This window comes from Oceanobacillus iheyensis HTE831, from assembly GCF_000011245.1.
Taxonomy (GTDB): Bacteria; Bacillota; Bacilli; order Bacillales; family Amphibacillaceae; genus Oceanobacillus; species Oceanobacillus iheyensis.
The window spans coordinates 1,060,761-1,079,225 of the sequence record NC_004193.1 but is presented as its reverse complement, the minus strand read 5'-3'; the positions used below and the strand labels follow the sequence as shown (position 1 = coordinate 1,079,225).

General features: G+C 33.4%; 21 protein-coding genes and 1 pseudogene. 3 read left to right on the top strand and 19 right to left on the bottom strand.

Annotated features, from left to right (window positions below; genetic code table 11):
• Nucleotides 1-176 precede the first annotated feature (176 nt).
• Nucleotides 177-722 carry an NADPH-dependent FMN reductase gene (locus OB_RS05530; protein WP_011065440.1) on the bottom strand — a complete coding sequence of 182 codons (546 nt, stop codon included), beginning with the start codon at nucleotides 720-722 and terminating at the stop codon, nucleotides 177-179.
• Between the two features lie 189 nt (nucleotides 723-911).
• On the opposite strand from OB_RS05530, the gene OB_RS05525 reads away from it, so the two are divergent.
• Nucleotides 912-1,697 (top strand): class I SAM-dependent methyltransferase, encoded by a 786-nt coding sequence (locus OB_RS05525; protein ID WP_011065439.1) that lies wholly within the window; start codon nucleotides 912-914, stop codon nucleotides 1,695-1,697.
• 15 nt (nucleotides 1,698-1,712) lie between these two features.
• On the opposite strand, the gene OB_RS05520 is transcribed toward OB_RS05525, so the two are convergent.
• Nucleotides 1,713-2,321, bottom strand: coding sequence for a zinc dependent phospholipase C family protein (locus OB_RS05520; protein ID WP_011065438.1), 609 nt, complete (start codon nucleotides 2,319-2,321; stop codon nucleotides 1,713-1,715).
• 149 nt (nucleotides 2,322-2,470) lie between these two features.
• Nucleotides 2,471-3,409 (bottom strand): ring-cleaving dioxygenase, encoded by a 939-nt coding sequence (locus OB_RS05515; RefSeq protein ID WP_011065437.1) that lies wholly within the window; start codon nucleotides 3,407-3,409, stop codon nucleotides 2,471-2,473.
• A gap of 191 nt (nucleotides 3,410-3,600) precedes the next feature.
• On the opposite strand from OB_RS05515, the gene OB_RS05510 reads away from it, so the two are divergent.
• A complete protein-coding gene (locus tag OB_RS05510; RefSeq protein WP_011065436.1) occupies nucleotides 3,601-4,383 on the top strand; it encodes an SDR family oxidoreductase in 783 nt (260 codons plus the stop codon).
• 126 nt (nucleotides 4,384-4,509) lie between these two features.
• On the opposite strand, the gene OB_RS18610 is transcribed toward OB_RS05510, so the two are convergent.
• The 15 genes and pseudogenes from OB_RS18610 to OB_RS05445 form a co-directional block, all read right to left on the bottom strand.
• On the bottom strand, nucleotides 4,510-4,647 hold the full coding sequence (locus OB_RS18610) for a hypothetical protein (protein ID WP_231847038.1): 138 nt from the start codon (nucleotides 4,645-4,647) through the stop codon (nucleotides 4,510-4,512).
• A 43-nt stretch (nucleotides 4,648-4,690) separates the two neighbouring features.
• Nucleotides 4,691-4,948 (bottom strand): annotated as a pseudogene (locus OB_RS18605) (spore coat protein); the annotation flags it as partial.
• A 281-nt stretch (nucleotides 4,949-5,229) separates the two neighbouring features.
• Nucleotides 5,230-6,351, bottom strand: a complete 1,122-nt coding sequence (locus tag OB_RS18755; RefSeq protein WP_011065434.1) for an SEC-C metal-binding domain-containing protein — start codon at nucleotides 6,349-6,351, stop codon at nucleotides 5,230-5,232.
• A gap of 337 nt (nucleotides 6,352-6,688) precedes the next feature.
• Entirely contained in the window at nucleotides 6,689-7,144 is a 456-nt protein-coding gene (locus OB_RS05495; RefSeq protein WP_231846996.1) for a GNAT family N-acetyltransferase, read from the bottom strand.
• A gap of 234 nt (nucleotides 7,145-7,378) precedes the next feature.
• Nucleotides 7,379-9,127, bottom strand: a complete 1,749-nt coding sequence (gene ade / locus OB_RS05490; protein ID WP_011065432.1) for an adenine deaminase — start codon at nucleotides 9,125-9,127, stop codon at nucleotides 7,379-7,381.
• Nucleotides 9,128-9,452: 325 nt separating this feature from the next.
• Nucleotides 9,453-10,784, bottom strand: coding sequence for an alkaline phosphatase (locus OB_RS05485; RefSeq protein WP_011065431.1), 1,332 nt, complete (start codon nucleotides 10,782-10,784; stop codon nucleotides 9,453-9,455).
• Nucleotides 10,785-11,009: 225 nt separating this feature from the next.
• Nucleotides 11,010-11,495, bottom strand: coding sequence for a GNAT family N-acetyltransferase (locus OB_RS05480; RefSeq protein ID WP_011065430.1), 486 nt, complete (start codon nucleotides 11,493-11,495; stop codon nucleotides 11,010-11,012).
• 141 nt (nucleotides 11,496-11,636) lie between these two features.
• A complete protein-coding gene (locus tag OB_RS18470) occupies nucleotides 11,637-11,792 on the bottom strand; it encodes a hypothetical protein (RefSeq protein WP_011065429.1) in 156 nt (51 codons plus the stop codon).
• A gap of 89 nt (nucleotides 11,793-11,881) precedes the next feature.
• Nucleotides 11,882-12,538 (bottom strand): SIMPL domain-containing protein, encoded by a 657-nt coding sequence (locus tag OB_RS05475; protein WP_011065428.1) that lies wholly within the window; start codon nucleotides 12,536-12,538, stop codon nucleotides 11,882-11,884.
• Between the two features lie 52 nt (nucleotides 12,539-12,590).
• Entirely contained in the window at nucleotides 12,591-13,145 is a 555-nt protein-coding gene (locus OB_RS05470; protein ID WP_011065427.1) for an SLOG family protein, read from the bottom strand.
• A 156-nt stretch (nucleotides 13,146-13,301) separates the two neighbouring features.
• Entirely contained in the window at nucleotides 13,302-13,721 is a 420-nt protein-coding gene (locus OB_RS05465; RefSeq protein WP_011065426.1) for a spore coat protein, read from the bottom strand.
• A gap of 110 nt (nucleotides 13,722-13,831) precedes the next feature.
• A complete protein-coding gene (locus OB_RS05460) occupies nucleotides 13,832-14,605 on the bottom strand; it encodes an ABC transporter (protein WP_011065425.1) in 774 nt (257 codons plus the stop codon).
• A complete protein-coding gene (locus OB_RS05455; protein ID WP_011065424.1) occupies nucleotides 14,592-15,566 on the bottom strand; it encodes an ABC transporter ATP-binding protein in 975 nt (324 codons plus the stop codon). Before OB_RS05455 ends, OB_RS05460 begins: the two co-directional genes overlap by 14 nt.
• A gap of 134 nt (nucleotides 15,567-15,700) precedes the next feature.
• Nucleotides 15,701-16,093 (bottom strand): large conductance mechanosensitive channel protein MscL, encoded by a 393-nt coding sequence (mscL, locus tag OB_RS05450; protein WP_011065423.1) that lies wholly within the window; start codon nucleotides 16,091-16,093, stop codon nucleotides 15,701-15,703.
• Between the two features lie 700 nt (nucleotides 16,094-16,793).
• Complete coding sequence (locus tag OB_RS05445) at nucleotides 16,794-16,946, bottom strand: small acid-soluble spore protein P (protein WP_011065422.1); 153 nt, start codon at nucleotides 16,944-16,946, stop codon at nucleotides 16,794-16,796.
• A gap of 238 nt (nucleotides 16,947-17,184) precedes the next feature.
• Here OB_RS05445 and cspD point away from each other — a divergent pair, with 238 nt between their 5' ends.
• The gene (gene cspD / locus OB_RS05440) at nucleotides 17,185-17,385 is read left to right on the top strand and encodes a cold-shock protein CspD (protein WP_011065421.1); all 201 of its coding nucleotides are present in this window, start codon (nucleotides 17,185-17,187) and stop codon (nucleotides 17,383-17,385) included.
• A gap of 89 nt (nucleotides 17,386-17,474) precedes the next feature.
• Here cspD and OB_RS05435 read toward each other — a convergent pair whose 3' ends face one another.
• Nucleotides 17,475-18,401: a manganese-dependent inorganic pyrophosphatase gene (locus OB_RS05435; protein ID WP_011065420.1), complete on the bottom strand. Its 927-nt coding sequence runs from the start codon at nucleotides 18,399-18,401 to the stop codon at nucleotides 17,475-17,477.
• Nucleotides 18,402-18,465: the final 64 nt, after the last annotated feature.

Genomic DNA, 18,465 nt, shown 5'->3' with positions numbered 1-18,465 from the left:
TTATTTAGATATAATACAACTGTATTCAGTTATAAATTCGTTCTTCCCCTGTTGAATGTTAGTTTAACACAATTGAACAGATCTCATTTTCATAAATTATAGGTGCCAACGCCAATTACCTGATGGCTAAACATAATAAAACCCGGTAAATCAATACCAGGTTTTACTTCAACTACTTATGCTTCTACTCGTTTAATCCATTGTACATAATTATCAACAACATTATCTATAAATTGCACGGTTTGCTCATCCGTTAAATTACCTTGCTCGTCCATTTTATTTTGAACAGAACCTACAAATACTTCATTTCCTGGTAATGTTAATGTCCCAACACCAGGTGCATTCAAAATCTGACGCAATTGTATTTGTGCTTTAACCGTACCCATAGCTCCCATTGATGCACCAACAATCATAGCTGGTTTATTTACCATTACTAAGTCAACACGTGAGAACCAATCGATTGCATTTTTTAACATCCCAGAAATAGAAGCATTGTATTCTGGAGTCGCAAATAGGATGCCATCGCTATTTTTAATTCTTTCTCTTAAATCTTCCACAATTGCAGGTGGATCCATCTCTTTATCCTGATTATAAAACGGAAGCTCATCGATTGGTAAAATATCGATATCTAGCTTTCCCGCATATTTTTCTTTCATATATTTCACAAGAAGTTTGTTGTAAGAATCTTTTCTGTTACTTCCTACCAATGCTGCTATTTTCATCTGTAAAATTCCCTCCATAATATTCTATTCTTTAAATTACAACAGTATAATATAAACATATCGTTACATTCATCTCAAGAAATCTGTTTATAAAATGATTAGATAATTATTTCCAATCACTTTTTATAATAAAACAATATTATATATTCTTACCATGAATCGATATAATATAGGAAAGGAGGTAGTAACATGATTGATTTTCACTCATTTGAAAATACAAATTCTTATAGCAATAGAAACATTGATTTAACATGGGTCGAAAAATTACAGACCTTCATCGGTAACCCTCAACAAAAGACAGCTGTAGATATGGGGTGTGGCGGAGGATTATATACAAAAGTATTAGCCGACTTAGGATTTAAAGAAATATACGGAATTGATTTTTCTGATGCAATGCTTACTTCCGCCTCCAATAATTACCACCATCTTCATCAGGCCCAATTTCTTAAAGGAAATGCTTACAACAGTGGTTTAGAATCAGATTCTGTTGATTTTTACTTACAACGTGCAGTATTGCATCACTTAACAGATCCAGAAGCCGCATTTATCGAGGCTGCCCGAATTCTACGACAGGAAGGAATTATATATATTCAAGACCGCACGATGGAAGATTGCCTAATCCCTGGATCCACCAGTCATCTCCGAGGTTATTTATATTATGATTTTCCAGAACTTATTGAAATTGAAAAACAGAGAAGACCAACTATTTCAGAAACGATAGGACAATTAAAAACTGCAGGTTTTACTGAAATAAAACAGATGAATTTATGGGAAGTCAGAAAACATTATGCTTCCTTTCAAGAATTACGAAAAGACATTCAATCAAGAAAAGGTAGATCTATTTTACATGAACTTTCGGACGCTGAAATAAAATTATGGATTCAAAAGCTAGAAAATCGTCTTCCTAATGATACGGAGATTATTGAAAAAGATCGTTGGACAATATGGATAGCCCATAAGAAAGACAGTAACTAAATATTTCGTACAGTTCTATTTTGATAGTTTTTTCATAAAATAAATTGCTCTTTCTACAGATGTTTCTATGTATCCAATAATTTGTTGTAATGTAAATACATTTAATATAGCTTCTAACTCCTTATTGCTATATCGCATATCATCCAGAACACAATCTATAAAGTTTTTAACATCCTGTGACTTTACTTCATCTAAATCCTTTATTTCTATATTCGATTTAAGATGAGCGTTCAACTCATTCTTATAATCATAAAATTCCAATAATTTAGCATTTAAAATTCTAAAATCTTGATGGTATAATTGAAAAATTTCTTTATTCGATTCCATTCTATTCTTCAACCAAGGTAAGTAAAAACCTTGTAGCCATAGATCATCTGCTACTAAATGACTAAAATACCCTAACACATAGGGATTAGTTTTATATTCTGCATACTTTTCTATAAATCCCATATAATCAATCGTTCTTGTATAATTTTCTAAAGATCCTTTATAAAAATGCGATGAATCCTTTGGTGTTATTGCATCTGCCGCAATACCCCCAATTAGAAATGGATGAACATCCTCTATAGGAAAATGCTCTGTAATTCTCTTTGCAATTATTAAATGCATTATTCTTGATCCCAAAATTGATCCCTCCTTTTAACCTATACCTTATCATACGAAAATTTGTACTTTTATAACAAACCGGAACTAGAATGTAATTTTCTCATTCTAGTTCTGGTTCTATCTACTTTATCTATCCTTTATTACTTTATTCCAAATAGCCTTATCCTCTAGTTATCCAAATCTCTTATCTCAATAGGAATTAGTTTCTTCTCTAATCTTCCTCTATAGACTTCATATTGGTTAGATAATTTTAACGTTTCCCCCATCGTTTTTTCTGATTCATCGTGAGCAAATTCAGGCGGGTCTGTAGCTATCTCAAATAAAATCTCACCATGCTCTTTAAAATAAATAGCATTAAAATAGTTGCGATCTTTAACTTCTGTTACATGTAATCCATGGTTAGCTACATGCTGTTGCCATTCGAAATGCTCTTGATTATCTTTTGCCCTAAAAGCGATATGATGAACTGTACCAACCCCCATTTGACCTCTTGGTGAAGCAGTTTGTTTAATATCAATCGTATTTCCAATATCTCCATAAGATTGATATCGAATAAACTCTCCTTCTTCTGCAACTTTTTCAAATCCTAATGTATCAACTAATGTCTCTCCAGTCTTTTCTGGTTGAGAGGATAGTAATATTGCCCCGCCAAATCCTTTAATCGAAACTTCAGGTGTAATATCACCAAATGAAAAATCATTTATTTCTCCATTCTCTGTTTCAACTAATTCTAAATTCAAGCCATGAATATCTTTAAATGCAAGATACGTTTCACCAAAACGGGTTATCTTCTCTGTTGATATATTAAATTTAGCAAGCCGCTCTTCCCAGAAATTCATCGTTCCTAAAGGAATTGCATAACTCGTAACACCAACTTGACCAGACCCTATTCTACCTTGATATGCATTCGCCCATGGAAAGAAAGTAATGATTGTTCCGGGTTCTCCCTTATTATTTCCTAAATAAAGATGATAGGTCCCAGGATCATCAAAATTAATTGTTTTCTTCACCAATCTTAATCCTAATATACTTGCATAGAAATCTACATTTTCTTGAGGGTGACCAACAATGGTCGAGATATGGTGGATTCCAGCAGTTCTCTTCATAAAATATCCCTCCTATTTATAATTAATTAAAATATATTTAATTAATTATAACATATGTTTTTAATGATGAATGTAAAGTTAACGGTTAGTAAAAAATAGATACCAAAAATAACTTTCAATCAACAATACGTAAGTATAGATTCCACAAATATTACCATAGTAAGAATGAATATATTGAAGGGGTGAACAAAATGGAACGTTTTCAAGATAAAGTTATACTTATAACTGGTGGTGGCTCAGGATTAGGAAAAGCAACTGCTCTACAAGTAGCAAAGGAAGGTGCAATTCTTTCATTAGTTGACTTAAATGAACAAGGCTTGGAAGAAACAAAAAAAGAAATACTTGAGATTGTACCTAATGCTAAAATTGCTTTAATAAAAGCTAATGTAGCAAATGAAGAAGAAGTAAAAGCATATGTACAAGAAACGATTAATCAATTTGGAAAAATAGATGGTTTCTTTAATAATGCTGGTATAGAAGGAAAACAAAATCTTACGGAGGACTTTGGTTCTGATGAATTCGAAAAAGTCGTCGATATTAATTTAAATGGTGTTTTCTACGGAATGAAGCATGTACTAAAAGTAATGAAAGAGCAAGGTAGTGGTTCTATTGTTAATACAGCTTCTGTAGGAGGTATCCGTGGAGTAGGAAACCAATCAGGTTATGCGGCAAGTAAGCATGGGGTTGTAGGTCTAACTAGGAATTCTGGTATTGAGTATGGACAATATGGTGTTAGTATTAAAGCAATTGCTCCAGGAGCTATATTAACACCTATGGTAGAAGGTTCTCTAAAACAGATGGGTGGAGAAAACTGGGAAGAAGCAGGAAAAGAATTTGTAAGTGTAAATCCAATGAAACGATTTGGAAAACCTGAAGAAGTAGGGTATTTGGTTGCTTTCTTACTTTCAGATCATGCAGGGTTTATCAATGCTGCTGTCGTCCCAATTGACGGTGGACAATCGTATAAATACTAAATAGCAAAAGCGCATGGATGTTTTATCTCGTTATCCACAGAATTCTACATTATAACTTTAAAAAAAAAGAAAAAGATGATTATTGTAGAGGTATTGCCTACCTCAAACAAATAATCATCTTTTTTACTAATTAGATAAACCAGTTTTTACGTCGACAACATTTACCATGTCTTCTTCCACCACGGTCACTATCATCGTCGTGTCTTTTTTTGTGACACCCATTCCCATTGCTGTTACCATTATTATTGCCATTATTGTTGCCATTACTCTCGCTGCCTACTCTACGACAATTACTTGAATCATTTACATTGCTACCACAGTTATAGTTCTCTACAACTGTCTCTTCGTAATCTGATTCGCTTACTGGATAATAGTTTTCGTTACGAACAATAGTGCGATGGACATTTCTAATATTAGTTGGATGAATATTTCTAACTGTTCTATGGTCTGTTGTGGTACGAACTACTTGTCGAGTTGGGTTAGTAATTGTTTCAACATTATCATTGTTATTGTTATTACGACATTTACTGCAACCACAACCATGATGTCCGTTATATTTTCCCATTGTACATCCCCCTTTCTGATTTCATACTTCACTATATGAAAAAAAATGAGGATGTCTTAAGCTAGTGACCATGAAAGATATAAAATGTACCTTTATACTAATGTCTTTAACTAGATTTTCTTATTATAGCCTATTAAACTATGATAAAATCCATAATATAATAGGCTGTTAATTTAAGTTATTCTTAAAGCGTATTCCCTTTTTCCTCTTTAAACTTCATAAGATTAACGTAAGGGTTATAGTCCGTACGGGAAAAATCATTTTTTAATTTTGTCCACAAATTATGCTATACAACATTTTTTGTATTTCTTCCCGCTACCACAAGGGCAAGGATCATTTCTGCCAATTTTTGATTTTTTTATGGGACTTGTATCTTCATTTTGAAGTACAAATTCGCCTTTTGGTAGCTCTTTGAAGTTCGAATTATTCATTTGAGTGATTTCACTAGGTGTATGGCCTTTCAACATCCATAACCGAACGTCGTTTGTTGCATTCATTACTAGTGGTATAAATTCTTGTAATTGTTTTTCTGAATTAAACTCAAATACTTCATTTAAATACTGAAGTGGTGCGGTCGGCTTTTGATCCATATTACTTATAACAATCACATTATCAAGGATATCTAAAACATCACTTTCTTCGATATCAAAATTACGTAATATATACTTACGAAGTTTTTTAAACCCTTGAGTTAATGGAATAAATCCATCTTCACTACTTTGTAAAAGTTCTTGTTCTGTAAAAGGATAATAAGGTATTTGTTTTCGTTTCGATTGTTCAACTAAAATAAAGTCTGGATCATCCACTCGAAAATCTATATATATTCTTTTATCTACTTGTATTTCAAATGATTGATACATTGTTTCGGCAATCTTCATGACATGTAGAAATTCAAATGAATCAATTTTTTCATTTGTAAATTTTTCAACTTGAGCAATCAAGATTTCTTGCTGCATCACGCCGTAATAATACAACATACCTTCCGTCAATTTATGCCATTTCGTATTTCGAATTGCTGTCTTCTGCAACTCATTAGATTGTATTTTATCATATACTTGGAGTAACTCTCTTGGCATAATAGCTATCTCGTCGTCATCTACTTCTTTAATAAATATTAGTCCAAGCACTTGTAAAAAGAGCAGTTCTTCCGTTTTAACACGTACTGGAATAACACCATTGTTTCGCTGGAAGTCATTGAATAAATCAATTATAGGTTTATTCAAGTACGTAAGTGTAACTTCAAAGCTACCTGGAATCTCTGTTGCCAATCGCTCCGCTAGTTTTGCTTTATTAAGCTGACTTGCATTAGGAATTGCATGAAGGCGTCGCAATTTATCTAGTTTTACTTTTGAATATTGCTTTAGCTCTTGTATATAACTTAGTATTTCTGCATTCTCTATCATAATTATATTCACCTTTTTAATTCTTTTATTCATGTATAGATATTACTATCTAAATTCAACATTATTATATTGTAATGTTTACACGTACAAATCGTCAAACTATCTCATATAAACTAATTTTAGTCTATTTCATTTTTGCCAAAATCCATTTAAAAACTGGATCATTCATAATAGGTTATTCATCCAGACGAAGATCAGAGAAGCGCAAGGGGCCAAGGCATCGGGATACATCAATGCATAAGCATACAGATACTCACCAGCCGCCATCGGTTAAGCAAAGGATTATTTTTTGATGAAGTCATGCACAAAGCAATTCATTTTGATTACAACATACTTATCAGGAAACGTATTTTATCATCGTTATAAAATCTGTATTTTTATGTGAGAATTTCTGTTGTTTAATAAAACCATGATTTTCATACAAACAGATGGCACGACGATTAAATGTTGCCACGGTGAGTCGGATATCTTTTGATGGGCAAGTATCATAGACATAATTTAGGATGTGACTTAAAAATATCGTTCCATATCCTTTACCTGTATATTCTGGTTTTATTCCCAGGCCAAGATCAATACAATCATTAATGTAAACACCAAACCGATCTCCAGCAGGAACCTGCGCAGAACGACCTAAACAAAAAAAACCTATTAAATCCCTTTCGTTATTAATAATCGCAAAATAACGATTTCCTAGAAGTTCTGCAATTGCACCTGTGGTAAGAACATGATTATAAAAATCATACGGTTTTTCATATTTCCAACAAAGTGCTTCGACTGCGTATTTTTGGTTCATACGTATAATTTGTATATCCATTTTCCTTCCCCATTCAGATTAAGACTTTACGATAAACGTACTTTTCAATCTCTATTATCACATATAAATTCTTACGATGGAATTCAAATCAATTGATATAGTAGATGTAAACTTCTTTAAAAAAAGAACAAGAAAGACTCTTATAGATTGTTGTCTAAAAGAGACCTTCTCCGTACAAAATTTATGAACACTTTTCCCTTAATTTATTTAAAACTATTTCTCTTCTACTTCTACATTAATGTGAGAAAAGGTCTTAAAATCAAATAACCCTTGATCTGTAACTTTAAGTGTCGGTATTACAGGTAGAGTCAAAAAGGATAACGTTAAAAATGGATTAAAGTTCGATGGTATACCATTTTCTACTGCTACATGATTTAACTTTAAAACTTCTTCATAAGCATCCAGGTAATCTTTATCTGACATTAATCCCCCAATCGGGAGTGCTAGGTGAGCTTTAACCTGTTTCCGCTTTGTTACTACTAAACCACCATCAAGTTGTTCTACTTTTTTTATTGCTGAAAGCATTTCTTCTTCAGAAGTACCTACTACGACAAAATTATGTGAATCATGTGCCACAGATGTTGCTATGGCTCCTTCTTTCATTTTAAAACCTTTCACTATTCCTTTTCCAATATATCCAAGACCTTTATGTCTCTCCACTACCGCTATCAGTAATTGGTCTTTATCTACAGATGGTACGAACTTCCCTTCTTTGACCTCTACTCTCTCACAAACATGGTTGGTAATAATTTTATTTGGTACAATCTCGATGATATTACAATAATCATCTGTAAGATCAATGGAGAAATCACTTGCTTTCAATTGCTGAATACGGGGTTTTGGTAATGTAGTAGCATCATAAGTGAGAGAAGCAGCAAAATACGACTGATTTATTTCTCCTTCGTCCACTACACACTTCCCATTTTTATATACTTGATGAATATCCACTTGGTTTTCATCATTCAAAATTAAAAAATCTGCTATATATCCGGGTGCAACTGCTCCAAGTTCTCTTAAACCAAAACATTCAGCTGTATTTAATGTAGCCATCTGGTAGGCCATAACCGGATCTAATCCTAATTGAATGGCTTTACGTATAATGTGATCGATATCTCCATTCTCTACTAAATCATCTAATAACATATCATCAGTAACAAATATACAACGTCTTGCGTTTTTATCGTTAATAATTGGTAATAAAGCTTCCAAATCTTTGGCTACAGTTCCTTCTCGTATCATCAGATACATTCCTGCTTCAAGTCTATCTTTCCCTTCCTGTGCAGAAACTGATTCATGGTCATTTCGAATGCCAGCAGCCATGTAAATATTTAAATCTTCTTTCGATAATCCAGCCGCATGACCATCAATAATACCACCATGTTGAATTGTACTAACTATCTTTTCCAACATTTTTTGATCAGCATTCGCAACGGAAGGAAAATCCATCACTTCAGCCAGTCCAAGAACATTTGGATTTTGAAAGTAAGAAGATATATCTTTTGCATCAAGTTGTGCGCCATTATGTTCAAATTGTGTCGCGGGTACACTTGAAGGCATATTAACAAAGATGTTCATTGGCAAAGCATCGGAAGCATTTAGCATATATTCTAGACCATCTGTTCCTGCGACATTCGCAATTTCATGAGGATCTGTAATAGCTGTCGTTACCCCATGTTTTAACATTACTTTTGAAAATTCTCTAGGCGTCAACATGGTACTTTCAATATGTATATGTCCATTTATAAGCCCAGGAACGATTTTTTTGCCTGTAGCATCAACCGTTTGCAAACCTTCATAATTACCTAGCCCCGCGATGTAACCATCCGCAATAGCTACATCCGTCTTCTTCCAATCTCCAGTAAATACATTTAACACTTCTGCATTTTTTATGACAAGTTCAGCTGGTTTACGTTTACTAGCTACAGCAATTCTATGTTTCAACTGTTCAATTGTACTGTTCACCTTTGAACCACTCACCTTCTTATAACTTGTTGTATATTATACGCATGAATACAGCCTCCTCACAAGTCTAGATGTCTTTTAATAGCATTCCTAATCAATAAAAATCCTGATCTATACTTCCGAAACTAGATAATTTCAGATTATAGATCAGGATTTCACGAATATATATTTATTAATAAATAGTGATATACAGTGACATTGCATGAATTTTCTAGTTAATCAAAAGGCAAAATCTACTAAAAGAGATTGACTGGAATGAACATCAAACCGATAAGTTTTGGGGGACTTACAGCATTTTGATGAAAGTGATTAAATCCTTCTACTATTATTTTAATTTCATCGCCTTTTCTATTAACTTTGGAATATCAGTGTTATCCAATTTGCCAGAAAATGATTCTGCACTTGGACCATATGCATAAATCGGAATATCTGCAGCAGTGTGACCAGTACTTGTCCAACCAATGGTAGATCGTGCACTAACGACATGATTGATAGCAAGTTTTGGATCTTCTGCTGTTTCAATAGATTCTATTTCTTCTTCTGTCAATTTAAATCCTGTATACGTATTTACGACTTCATGGACATTAGAACGCTCTTCATCTAGTTGATTAGCCATATATTCTCCAGTTGCTGTTACATCATTAAGAATGTTTGCATTTAATTCCATCTGGTCATATCCACCAGTTGTCATTCCTCCTGTATCATGATCAGCCGCAACTACAACTAATGTTTCTCCATCCTCTTCAGCAAAATCAATTGCAGCTTGAACTGCTTTTTCAAATGCTTCAGTATCACTCATCGCATAGGCAGAATCATTATCATGACCAGCCCAATCAATTTGACTACCTTCCACCATTAAGAAAAATCCTTTTTTATTCTGATTCAGTTGATCAATCGCATGTGTAGTCATGTCCTCTAAACTTGGTTCTTCCGTATCTTTTCTATGAAGTTCTGGAGATAACGCTTCATCTGCAAACAAGCCAAGTAATTTTTCGTCTTTCTTGATATCTATATTTTGTTCTAGCATTTCCTGTTTATTTTCAGCTAAGATATAGCCCGTATCTTGAGCCTTTTGCATTAGCTCACCATCTTCTTGATTACCGCCTTCTTCTTCGCCAATAAATTTGTTCATTCCTCCACCAAGTAAAACATCCACTTCAGATTTAATTAATTGTCGTGCAATCTCCGTTTCATTATTTCTATCTTCTACATGGGTTGCAAATGCAGCTGGAGTTGCGTGTGTAATTGTTGATGTAGCTACTAATCCGGTTGCTTTATGATGTTGTTTGGATTTTTCTAAAATAGTTTCTAAATTATTCCCATTCGTATCTTTACCAATAACACCATTGTTTGTTTTCTCACCCGTAGCCATTGCTGTGCCGGCTGCTGCCGAATCAGTAACATCTGAATCTGCTGAATGTGTTGTAAAAAGACCTTTTAAGTGAGAATCCCATACTACTTCTTCTCCTTTATAGGCACGGTAATTAGAAGCATAATCTGAACTAAATCCATCTGGAATCATATATATTACATTCTCTACTTTTTTATTATTACCCTTTGCTGATGTTGCATCTTCTTCGTTACCAAAAGATGCTCCCATAATTCCTGCAAAGATTAATAGACTTATTACTGAAATCCATCCTACCTTCTTTAACACATCTATTCCTCCTTCTTTTTTATCTACTTCAACCATAACGAAGGAAGTTTAACTCAATATAAATCTAAAGTTAAAAACAAATGAAGAAAGTACACCCTTATTTCCCACGGCTTTTTATCCAATTAAAAAGTCACGTTTCTTTATTTAAAGGTATATAATAAAAAGTTAGAATTAGTATATATTACCAACCCCAATTCTTCTATCATTGATTATGAATTTAATAGTTTAATCTAATTTCCATGACATGCGATAAGTGTCTAAAAGGTGACCATCAAAATTTTCCTGAAAATCTTTGATTATTTCAAATCCCTTAGACGTATAAAAATCCAGCGCTTTTATATTATTTTGTTCAACATTCAATTGTATTTCTCTGGGACGCAATTGATTAACTCCATAATGTAAAAGTGCTGAACCAATTCCTATCCCTTGATGTGACGGGTATAAATATATTGCTCCCAGTTCAACATATCCTTCTTGCGATACCGGTGAGAAATTAGCAAACCCGACTGCCTCATCTTCTTTTTCAGCGATATATATATAGGATTTCTTCCATCTGAATTTCATATTTTTAACACTATAAGCTCCTTCTAAAAACTTATCCTGTATTTCAATAGGAATTATTCCATTATATGTATCATGCCAACTTGTTTTAGCAATGTCTTGTACATTAGAAATATCTTTTCTTTTCATAGGCCGAATGATAAAGTCCATGTTTTCACTCCTCTCCATATAATTAGTTAATTTTCAATTTTTTTTATTATATCACTATTCCCATTCTATAATTAAGTACATAAAAAAAGCATCCATTAGTTTAGGGATGCTTCTTACACATGTTTTATTATGAATGTGTTCTTATTTCTTATCTTGCTCTTTAATTCGTAATTTGTTCTCAATTATTATCCGCCCAGCTTCAGATTGATCAATTCCACGTTTCACTGCTGTTACAATAACAAAATATAAAATAGCGAATGGAATAATATAGGATATTATAATTAAAAATGACTCCACAAATTTCGCCCCCTTATAGCTACATACTCCAATTATATACAGGAAATAATTACTTCGCTATAAAGAAGGCGCTGCTAATGTAATAGAACCTAACCTTGTAATTGATATTCAGCTCTAATGGAGGCTTCTATTCTCTGTGTACCTGGCTCCACTGGTGTAGACGCTGCAAATAACTTAACTCCATTACCGCCTGAGTCAATTTCAGTAATTTTAATTGGTATTAAATTAAGTGGAGCCCCTAATTCCTGAGCCATTACTTCAGCTTTACTTTCAGCGTTTCGAATTGCTAATGTTAGTGCCTCTTCGTAAAAATTTTCTGGATCATCGACAGAAAAAGTTACCGAAACTACTTCGTTTGCTCCCTGACTAATTGCTAAATCTATAATTTCACCTAACCGATCTAAATCTTCTAAAGTTATGGTAATTTCATTTCTAACTTCAAAAGTTTCAAAGATCTGTTTTCCATCTACATAGTCATATATTGGACGAGCTGAAAAACTTGTTGTTTGAATAGATTCTCTAGGTACTCCTTCATTAACAATTGCACGAATAACATTGGTCATCGAATCACTATTTTGCTGTTGCGCTTCTTCTAATGAAGCATTTCTTGTCACTACCGCTAAACGAACATGTGCGATACTCGGTATAACTAAGACCGATCCCGTTCCAGTAACTGTTATTGTAGAGTTTGTTTGCCTTATAGGGCCTGACTGACGCATTGGTGATGGTACATAATTATAATACATAACATTCCTCCTCTGTACCATCCTATGCTAGGTAAATATAACAGGTACATTATTAATCCCAATAATGTGGATCCTGCATACGTAGATCTTCCACAACATCATCTATATCTTGGGGAGTTATGGTAAATACAGGGTAATCTTTAGCTGTTTTTTGTAACGTATCATAAAAATATTTGGTACTTCCAGGAAACTCTTCATCCATTAGTAACAAACAAGCGTCACTTTTATCAATTAACCACATGTCTTTTGTTCGAAATTGATAAGGACCTTGATAATCACCTTTATAAATCGGTTTAAAGAAATCAGCTGTCATCGTCAGTTCCTCATATTTTTCTTTTAGCGCATCTGGCCAGCGACCATCTTGATTCTCAAAAGGAGGAAACACACCCAGTTGAACAGGGTACTCTTCTTTTAATTCCATGACAACATCCGCAGCCCATAACTCCACTCCCATTTGTCCAGAAATAATGACCCATTCTAACCCTTCTTCTAAAAATTCACGTACCCGCTTTTCTATAGAAGCTTTTATAAATTGAATCCTAGAGTCATCTTCTTTAAAGATATTTAATTCCATTGGTTTGTAACCTGTTACCATTAAAATTTTCATACTTTACCAACTTTCTTATGTATTACGTGTCATAATTTTAGCTACTCTTCATGATTAAAAAAATTTACTTTTTTCAACGATACGTGTTTAATCTATATACCCTTCTACTTTAATATAAAGATAAGGAAAGAGGTAGCATTCGCTACCTCTTTTAGATTAACACCATTTATTTGGTTTATTCCAGTGATGATGACCTGGATGCATTGCTCCGCCAACTTGATTTCCTTTACAATGTCCGTTCATTGCCCCCGCTACTTGACCATTACCATAGCCTGGTGACATCGCTCCTGCTACTTGACCATTACCATAACCTGGTGACATAGCTCCTGCTACTTGGCCATTATTAGGAACATTAAAAGAACCACCATATTCATTTACATTGTTTGTTTGATTTTGATATGAAGTAGAATGCGGATAGAAATGTTTGTTTTTTACTGTGTGATGATTCATCACTGTCGTATGGCTTGGATGAACGTGATTCACAACACTTTCTGAACATGTGTTTACACAGTTGTGTTTTGTAGGATGTACAACTGTTTTCTCGCAACCACAATGTCTCCCATGATGTCTGCGCATAAAATAAGCCCCTTTCTGTTTTAGGTTCACTATTAACCTATGTTATTTTGCTTATGATGGTAAGAGACAGTTACCTATTTTGTTCAGATTTCATGGGATAAATTCCATCATTAATATTGACCAAGCAATCCTCTCTTCATAGCAAATCGCTCACAACATCGAAAAACAAATATTCCGATTGCAAAGTAAACCAATGCATTGATAATGATGATAATCATATTGATCCAACCAAGTTCCATCAGTGTAGCTCCATCAATCATAATTTCTCGAACAAGGTCAATTCCAATAACAAAAGGTAAAAAATACATAATTGGCGATGCAACAATCGGAATAAACGCCAAGGCTGCTAACAAAAATTGCAAAATCTGTAAAATTGCTTGAACTTGCTTTAAGATAATGGAAATTCCACCAATAATTAATCCAACTCCCATCATTCCGATAACAGTAAAAATAAATATGGGTAGAATAGATATAATGTCTACATTCAACCACTGACCCGCTGTTAACATGGACACATACAATAGGATGAGAACAATAATTCCATATATAATGTTATTAGCTATTAATCTTGTCATAAGAATTTTTAATATTCCCATCGGTGACATTGATAATTGCTCTAGTGTTCCTCGCATTCCTTCATTGACAATATCATATCCTATTTGTTGAATGACCATCAGTGACAAGAACCAAAATACATAATTAACAATTACAAACTGAATATTGGTGTCTTGGGTAGAAGGATTTCCGAAGAAGTGTATAACACCAAATAAACCTAAAAAAATAAAATAAAAAGTTAAAATCATTGCAATTGTATTTGGTAAGTATCGCTTTAGTTCAACATATTCTTTTTTCAAATTTGCTCGAAATAAATTAAGCCATTTCATATTCATGTTCCCCCTTAATGATTTCCATGAATACTTCATCGAACCGGATTGCTTTTCTATCGATTGAATCGATCTGAGTTTGATTCAATTGTAGAATCGCAAATAATTGATAAATGTGTTCACTTTTTTCCAATTCGATGGTAATATACGCATAATTGCCATCTTCGTCATATTTATAAAGTGGAAATTGTTCCTTTAGCGATTTAATCTGTTTTAACGTTAATGGTTGACCAATGGATATCTTATATGATCTTACCTCAAATAAATCCATTAAGTGATCTATTCGTTCATCCATTATTACTTTCCCTTGATTAATAATAACTGTGCGGTCGCATATATCTTGAATTACATCCATATCATGGGAACTAATTATAATTGTTCTCCCATATTCACTTATTATCTTCTTTAATATTCCCCGTACCTCAAGGCTTGTTTCTACATCTAAACCTAATGTTGGCTCATCGAGTAACAACACTTCTGTATCAGCTAACATAGCCACAGCAATTGCTAATTTTTGCTGCATACCTCGAGACAGACGATTAACTAGTTCATTTTCCTTATCTTTCAAACTAAACATAGTTAATAGATTATCAATTTCTTTAAATATTTTTTTGGGGGATTCTCCACGATTACCAGCGAAATACTCCATATTTTCTCTTACGCTAAACCGCCAATATAAATTTCGGTTTCCTTCTAGAACTGCACTAATATGTTGTAATGATTCGAGTCGATATTGTTTATTTGAGATTCCGTTAATCTTTACTATCCCATTATCTGGTTGCAATAACCCGCAAATTAATTTAATTGTTGTTGTCTTCCCTGCACCATTGGGACCTAGTAATCCTAAAATTTCGCCTTTGAATACATCAAAATCGATTCCCTTTAACGCTTCAATCACTTCCTTTGTTTTTCGTTTCTTATACACCTTAGTTAAATTTCTCACTTCAATAATTTTTTTCACATTTACTCCTCCTTCGTGACAAAATATTATCAAATATCAGATTATTTATCCTGTTTCTCTTGACGGAAATTATCTCCTTCTGCATACCTAAATAAAAAAGGTTACCCCATTTTTTTAATAGGACAACCTCAAAATTAATTTTTATTTGATTGTTCTTTAAGTAGATCTCTAATTTCTGTAAGTAACTCTTCTTGTTTACTTAATTCTTCTACTACCGCTTCAACTTCCTCTTCTTCTTTCTGGCGTTTGAATTTAACGAGGAATTTGATAGCTAAAAATATAGAAAAAGCAATAATAATAAAATCAACAAATGATTGAATGAAGTTACCATATAATATCTCTGCTTCTCCAACTGTTACTTTTAAAGTTGTAAAATCCACTCCTCCAACTATCACACCCATTAACGGAGTAATTATATTTTCCACAAATGACGTCACAATGGCTCCAAATGCACCACCGATGACAACGGCTACGGCTAAGTCTATTATATTTCCTTTAAAAGCAAATTCTTTAAACTCTTTCCACACCTTCATTCACCTCTCAATCTAATTCAGTATATTAACAGAATAAAAGGAAGGTTTTATCCCGTCAAGAGACTCCCAAAATATATAATATAAATTATATGAATTGCTACGAGAGAACTTAATGGAGTAAATTCTATTTTAAATTTACTCCGAATGAAGAAAGTAACAATATCTAATACTATTAAGAGATTTTTCAACAGGCATTATATTTCGTAAAAGCACTATACAATTTCTTAGGTCTATTGACTATTTTTTCGATTTCTCATGTTTATTTGGGGTTAGAGAGCACGTCTATTGACTACTTTTTTCGATTTCTCATGGTTATTTGGTTTAGAGAGCTACTCTATTGACCACTTTTTCCGATTTCTCATCTTTATTTGGTTTAGAGAGCACGTCTATTGACCACTTTTTTCGATTTCTCATGTTTATTTGGGGTTAGAGAGCTGCTCTATTGACCACTTTTTTCGATTTCTCATGTTTATTTGGGTTAGAGAGCTGCTCTATTGACCACTTTTTTCGATTTCTCATGGTTATTTGGTTTAGAGAGCAGCTCTATTGACCACTTCTTTCGATTCCTCAAGATTCTTGGTTTAGAGCGCAGCTCTAGTCATCACTTTTTCCATTTACAAAGCCTTTTGGGTTTTAGATTTATTTATTACTTTCAGATTCCTTCTCTGCCGCTCCACTCTCTGTATGTCTTCCTTTATAAACCATGGTGTGGATTATGTTTTTGTCCTGAATGATTTGCCTTTTTTTCTTTTTTTGATCCGCTTAATGGTTCACCATATGGTTGTTCGGGACTTTTTGGCAGTTCTGGATTTTTTTGTTGTTTTGGCCCCATCTTTCTTTTTGACATAGACGTATCCTCCTTCCTTTTCCTATATACATAGTGTTTAGCAATTGCAATCAATTATTCGAAGACAATTTTCTAAAAGGGTGGATATTTTTTTGTTATATGTGTTATACTAAGATTAATTATTTATGTTCGGTAGAAATACAGGATAGAATGTTTCAATGTAACGAGCTTTTGTCTTGATTGTAAACTTGAACTAAATAGTAATATATCGTGCATTATGCACATGGAGGTTTTCAATATGAACACAGGTTCAGTAAAATGGTTTAACGCAGAAAAAGGCTTCGGTTTCATCGAAGTTGAAGGTGGAGACGATGTATTCGTACACTTCTCAGCAATCCAAGGCGAAGGTTTCAAAACATTAGAAGAAGGTCAATCAGTTTCTTTCGATATCGAAGAAGGTAACCGTGGACCTCAAGCAGCTAACGTTGTTAAAAACTAATTAGTTTGCTGATTTAAAACCATCGATTTTTATCGATGGTTTTTTAGTGCAAAAAAATCTCCTTTACTAGTAAAGGAGATTTTTTCATATTACTTAAATTGTTCCGTTAATACAGTAACAATTTGCTTTTTACGAGATACAACACCTTTTAACAATGCACGATTAGTTGAATCCAATGTCACATTAAATGCTGCATTCACTTTATCTTTTCCATTCCCAATAGCTAATACTTCTGAATCATTGTTAAGAATATCAGTAACAACGAACAAGAATAAATCTAGATCATTATCGTTGATGCGACTGGTTATCACTTCAACTAATTTATCATGAAGTTTGTAGATTTCATTTGTATCGACAGCATTTACCTGAGCTATTTCAACTTTAGCATTACCCATTGCAAATTCTTTTGCATCCATAGTAATTAGATCTTTTACTGTTTTATCACTTAAATCAGCACCAGCTTTTAGCATATCAAGACCATAGCTTTCTAAATCTACACCTGCGATTTCTGCAAGTTCGTGTGCTGCTTGTACGTCTTCCTCTGTGCAAGTCGGAGATTTCAACAATAGTGAGTCTGATATAATGGCAGAAAGTAATATTCCAGCAATGTTCTTATCTACAGAAATGTCATTTTCTTTGTACATTTTATTTAAGATGGTTGCAGTGCAACCAACTGGTTCAGCACGAAAATATAATGGTTCTTTTGTTTCAAAGTTAGAAATACGATGATGATCTATGACTTCACGTATAGTTGCATTTTCAATATTATCTACGCTTTGTTGAAATTCATTATGATCTACTAGTATAACCTCAGCACCATCTTCTACACGTTCTATAAGTTCAGGTGCATGTATGTTAAATTTGTCTAAAGCAAATTGAGTTTCTAAGTTTACCTCACCTAAACGTACAGGTGCTACTTCATGACCTAGCTTTGTTTTTAAATCTGCATAAGCAATACTTGAGCAAATAGTATCTGTATCTGGATTTTTATGTCCAAAAATTACTGTTTTCACCATCTAACAACTTCCCCTTCCATCAATTATTCCTTTATTAGATTACCATAAGTTTGTTATCCATCTC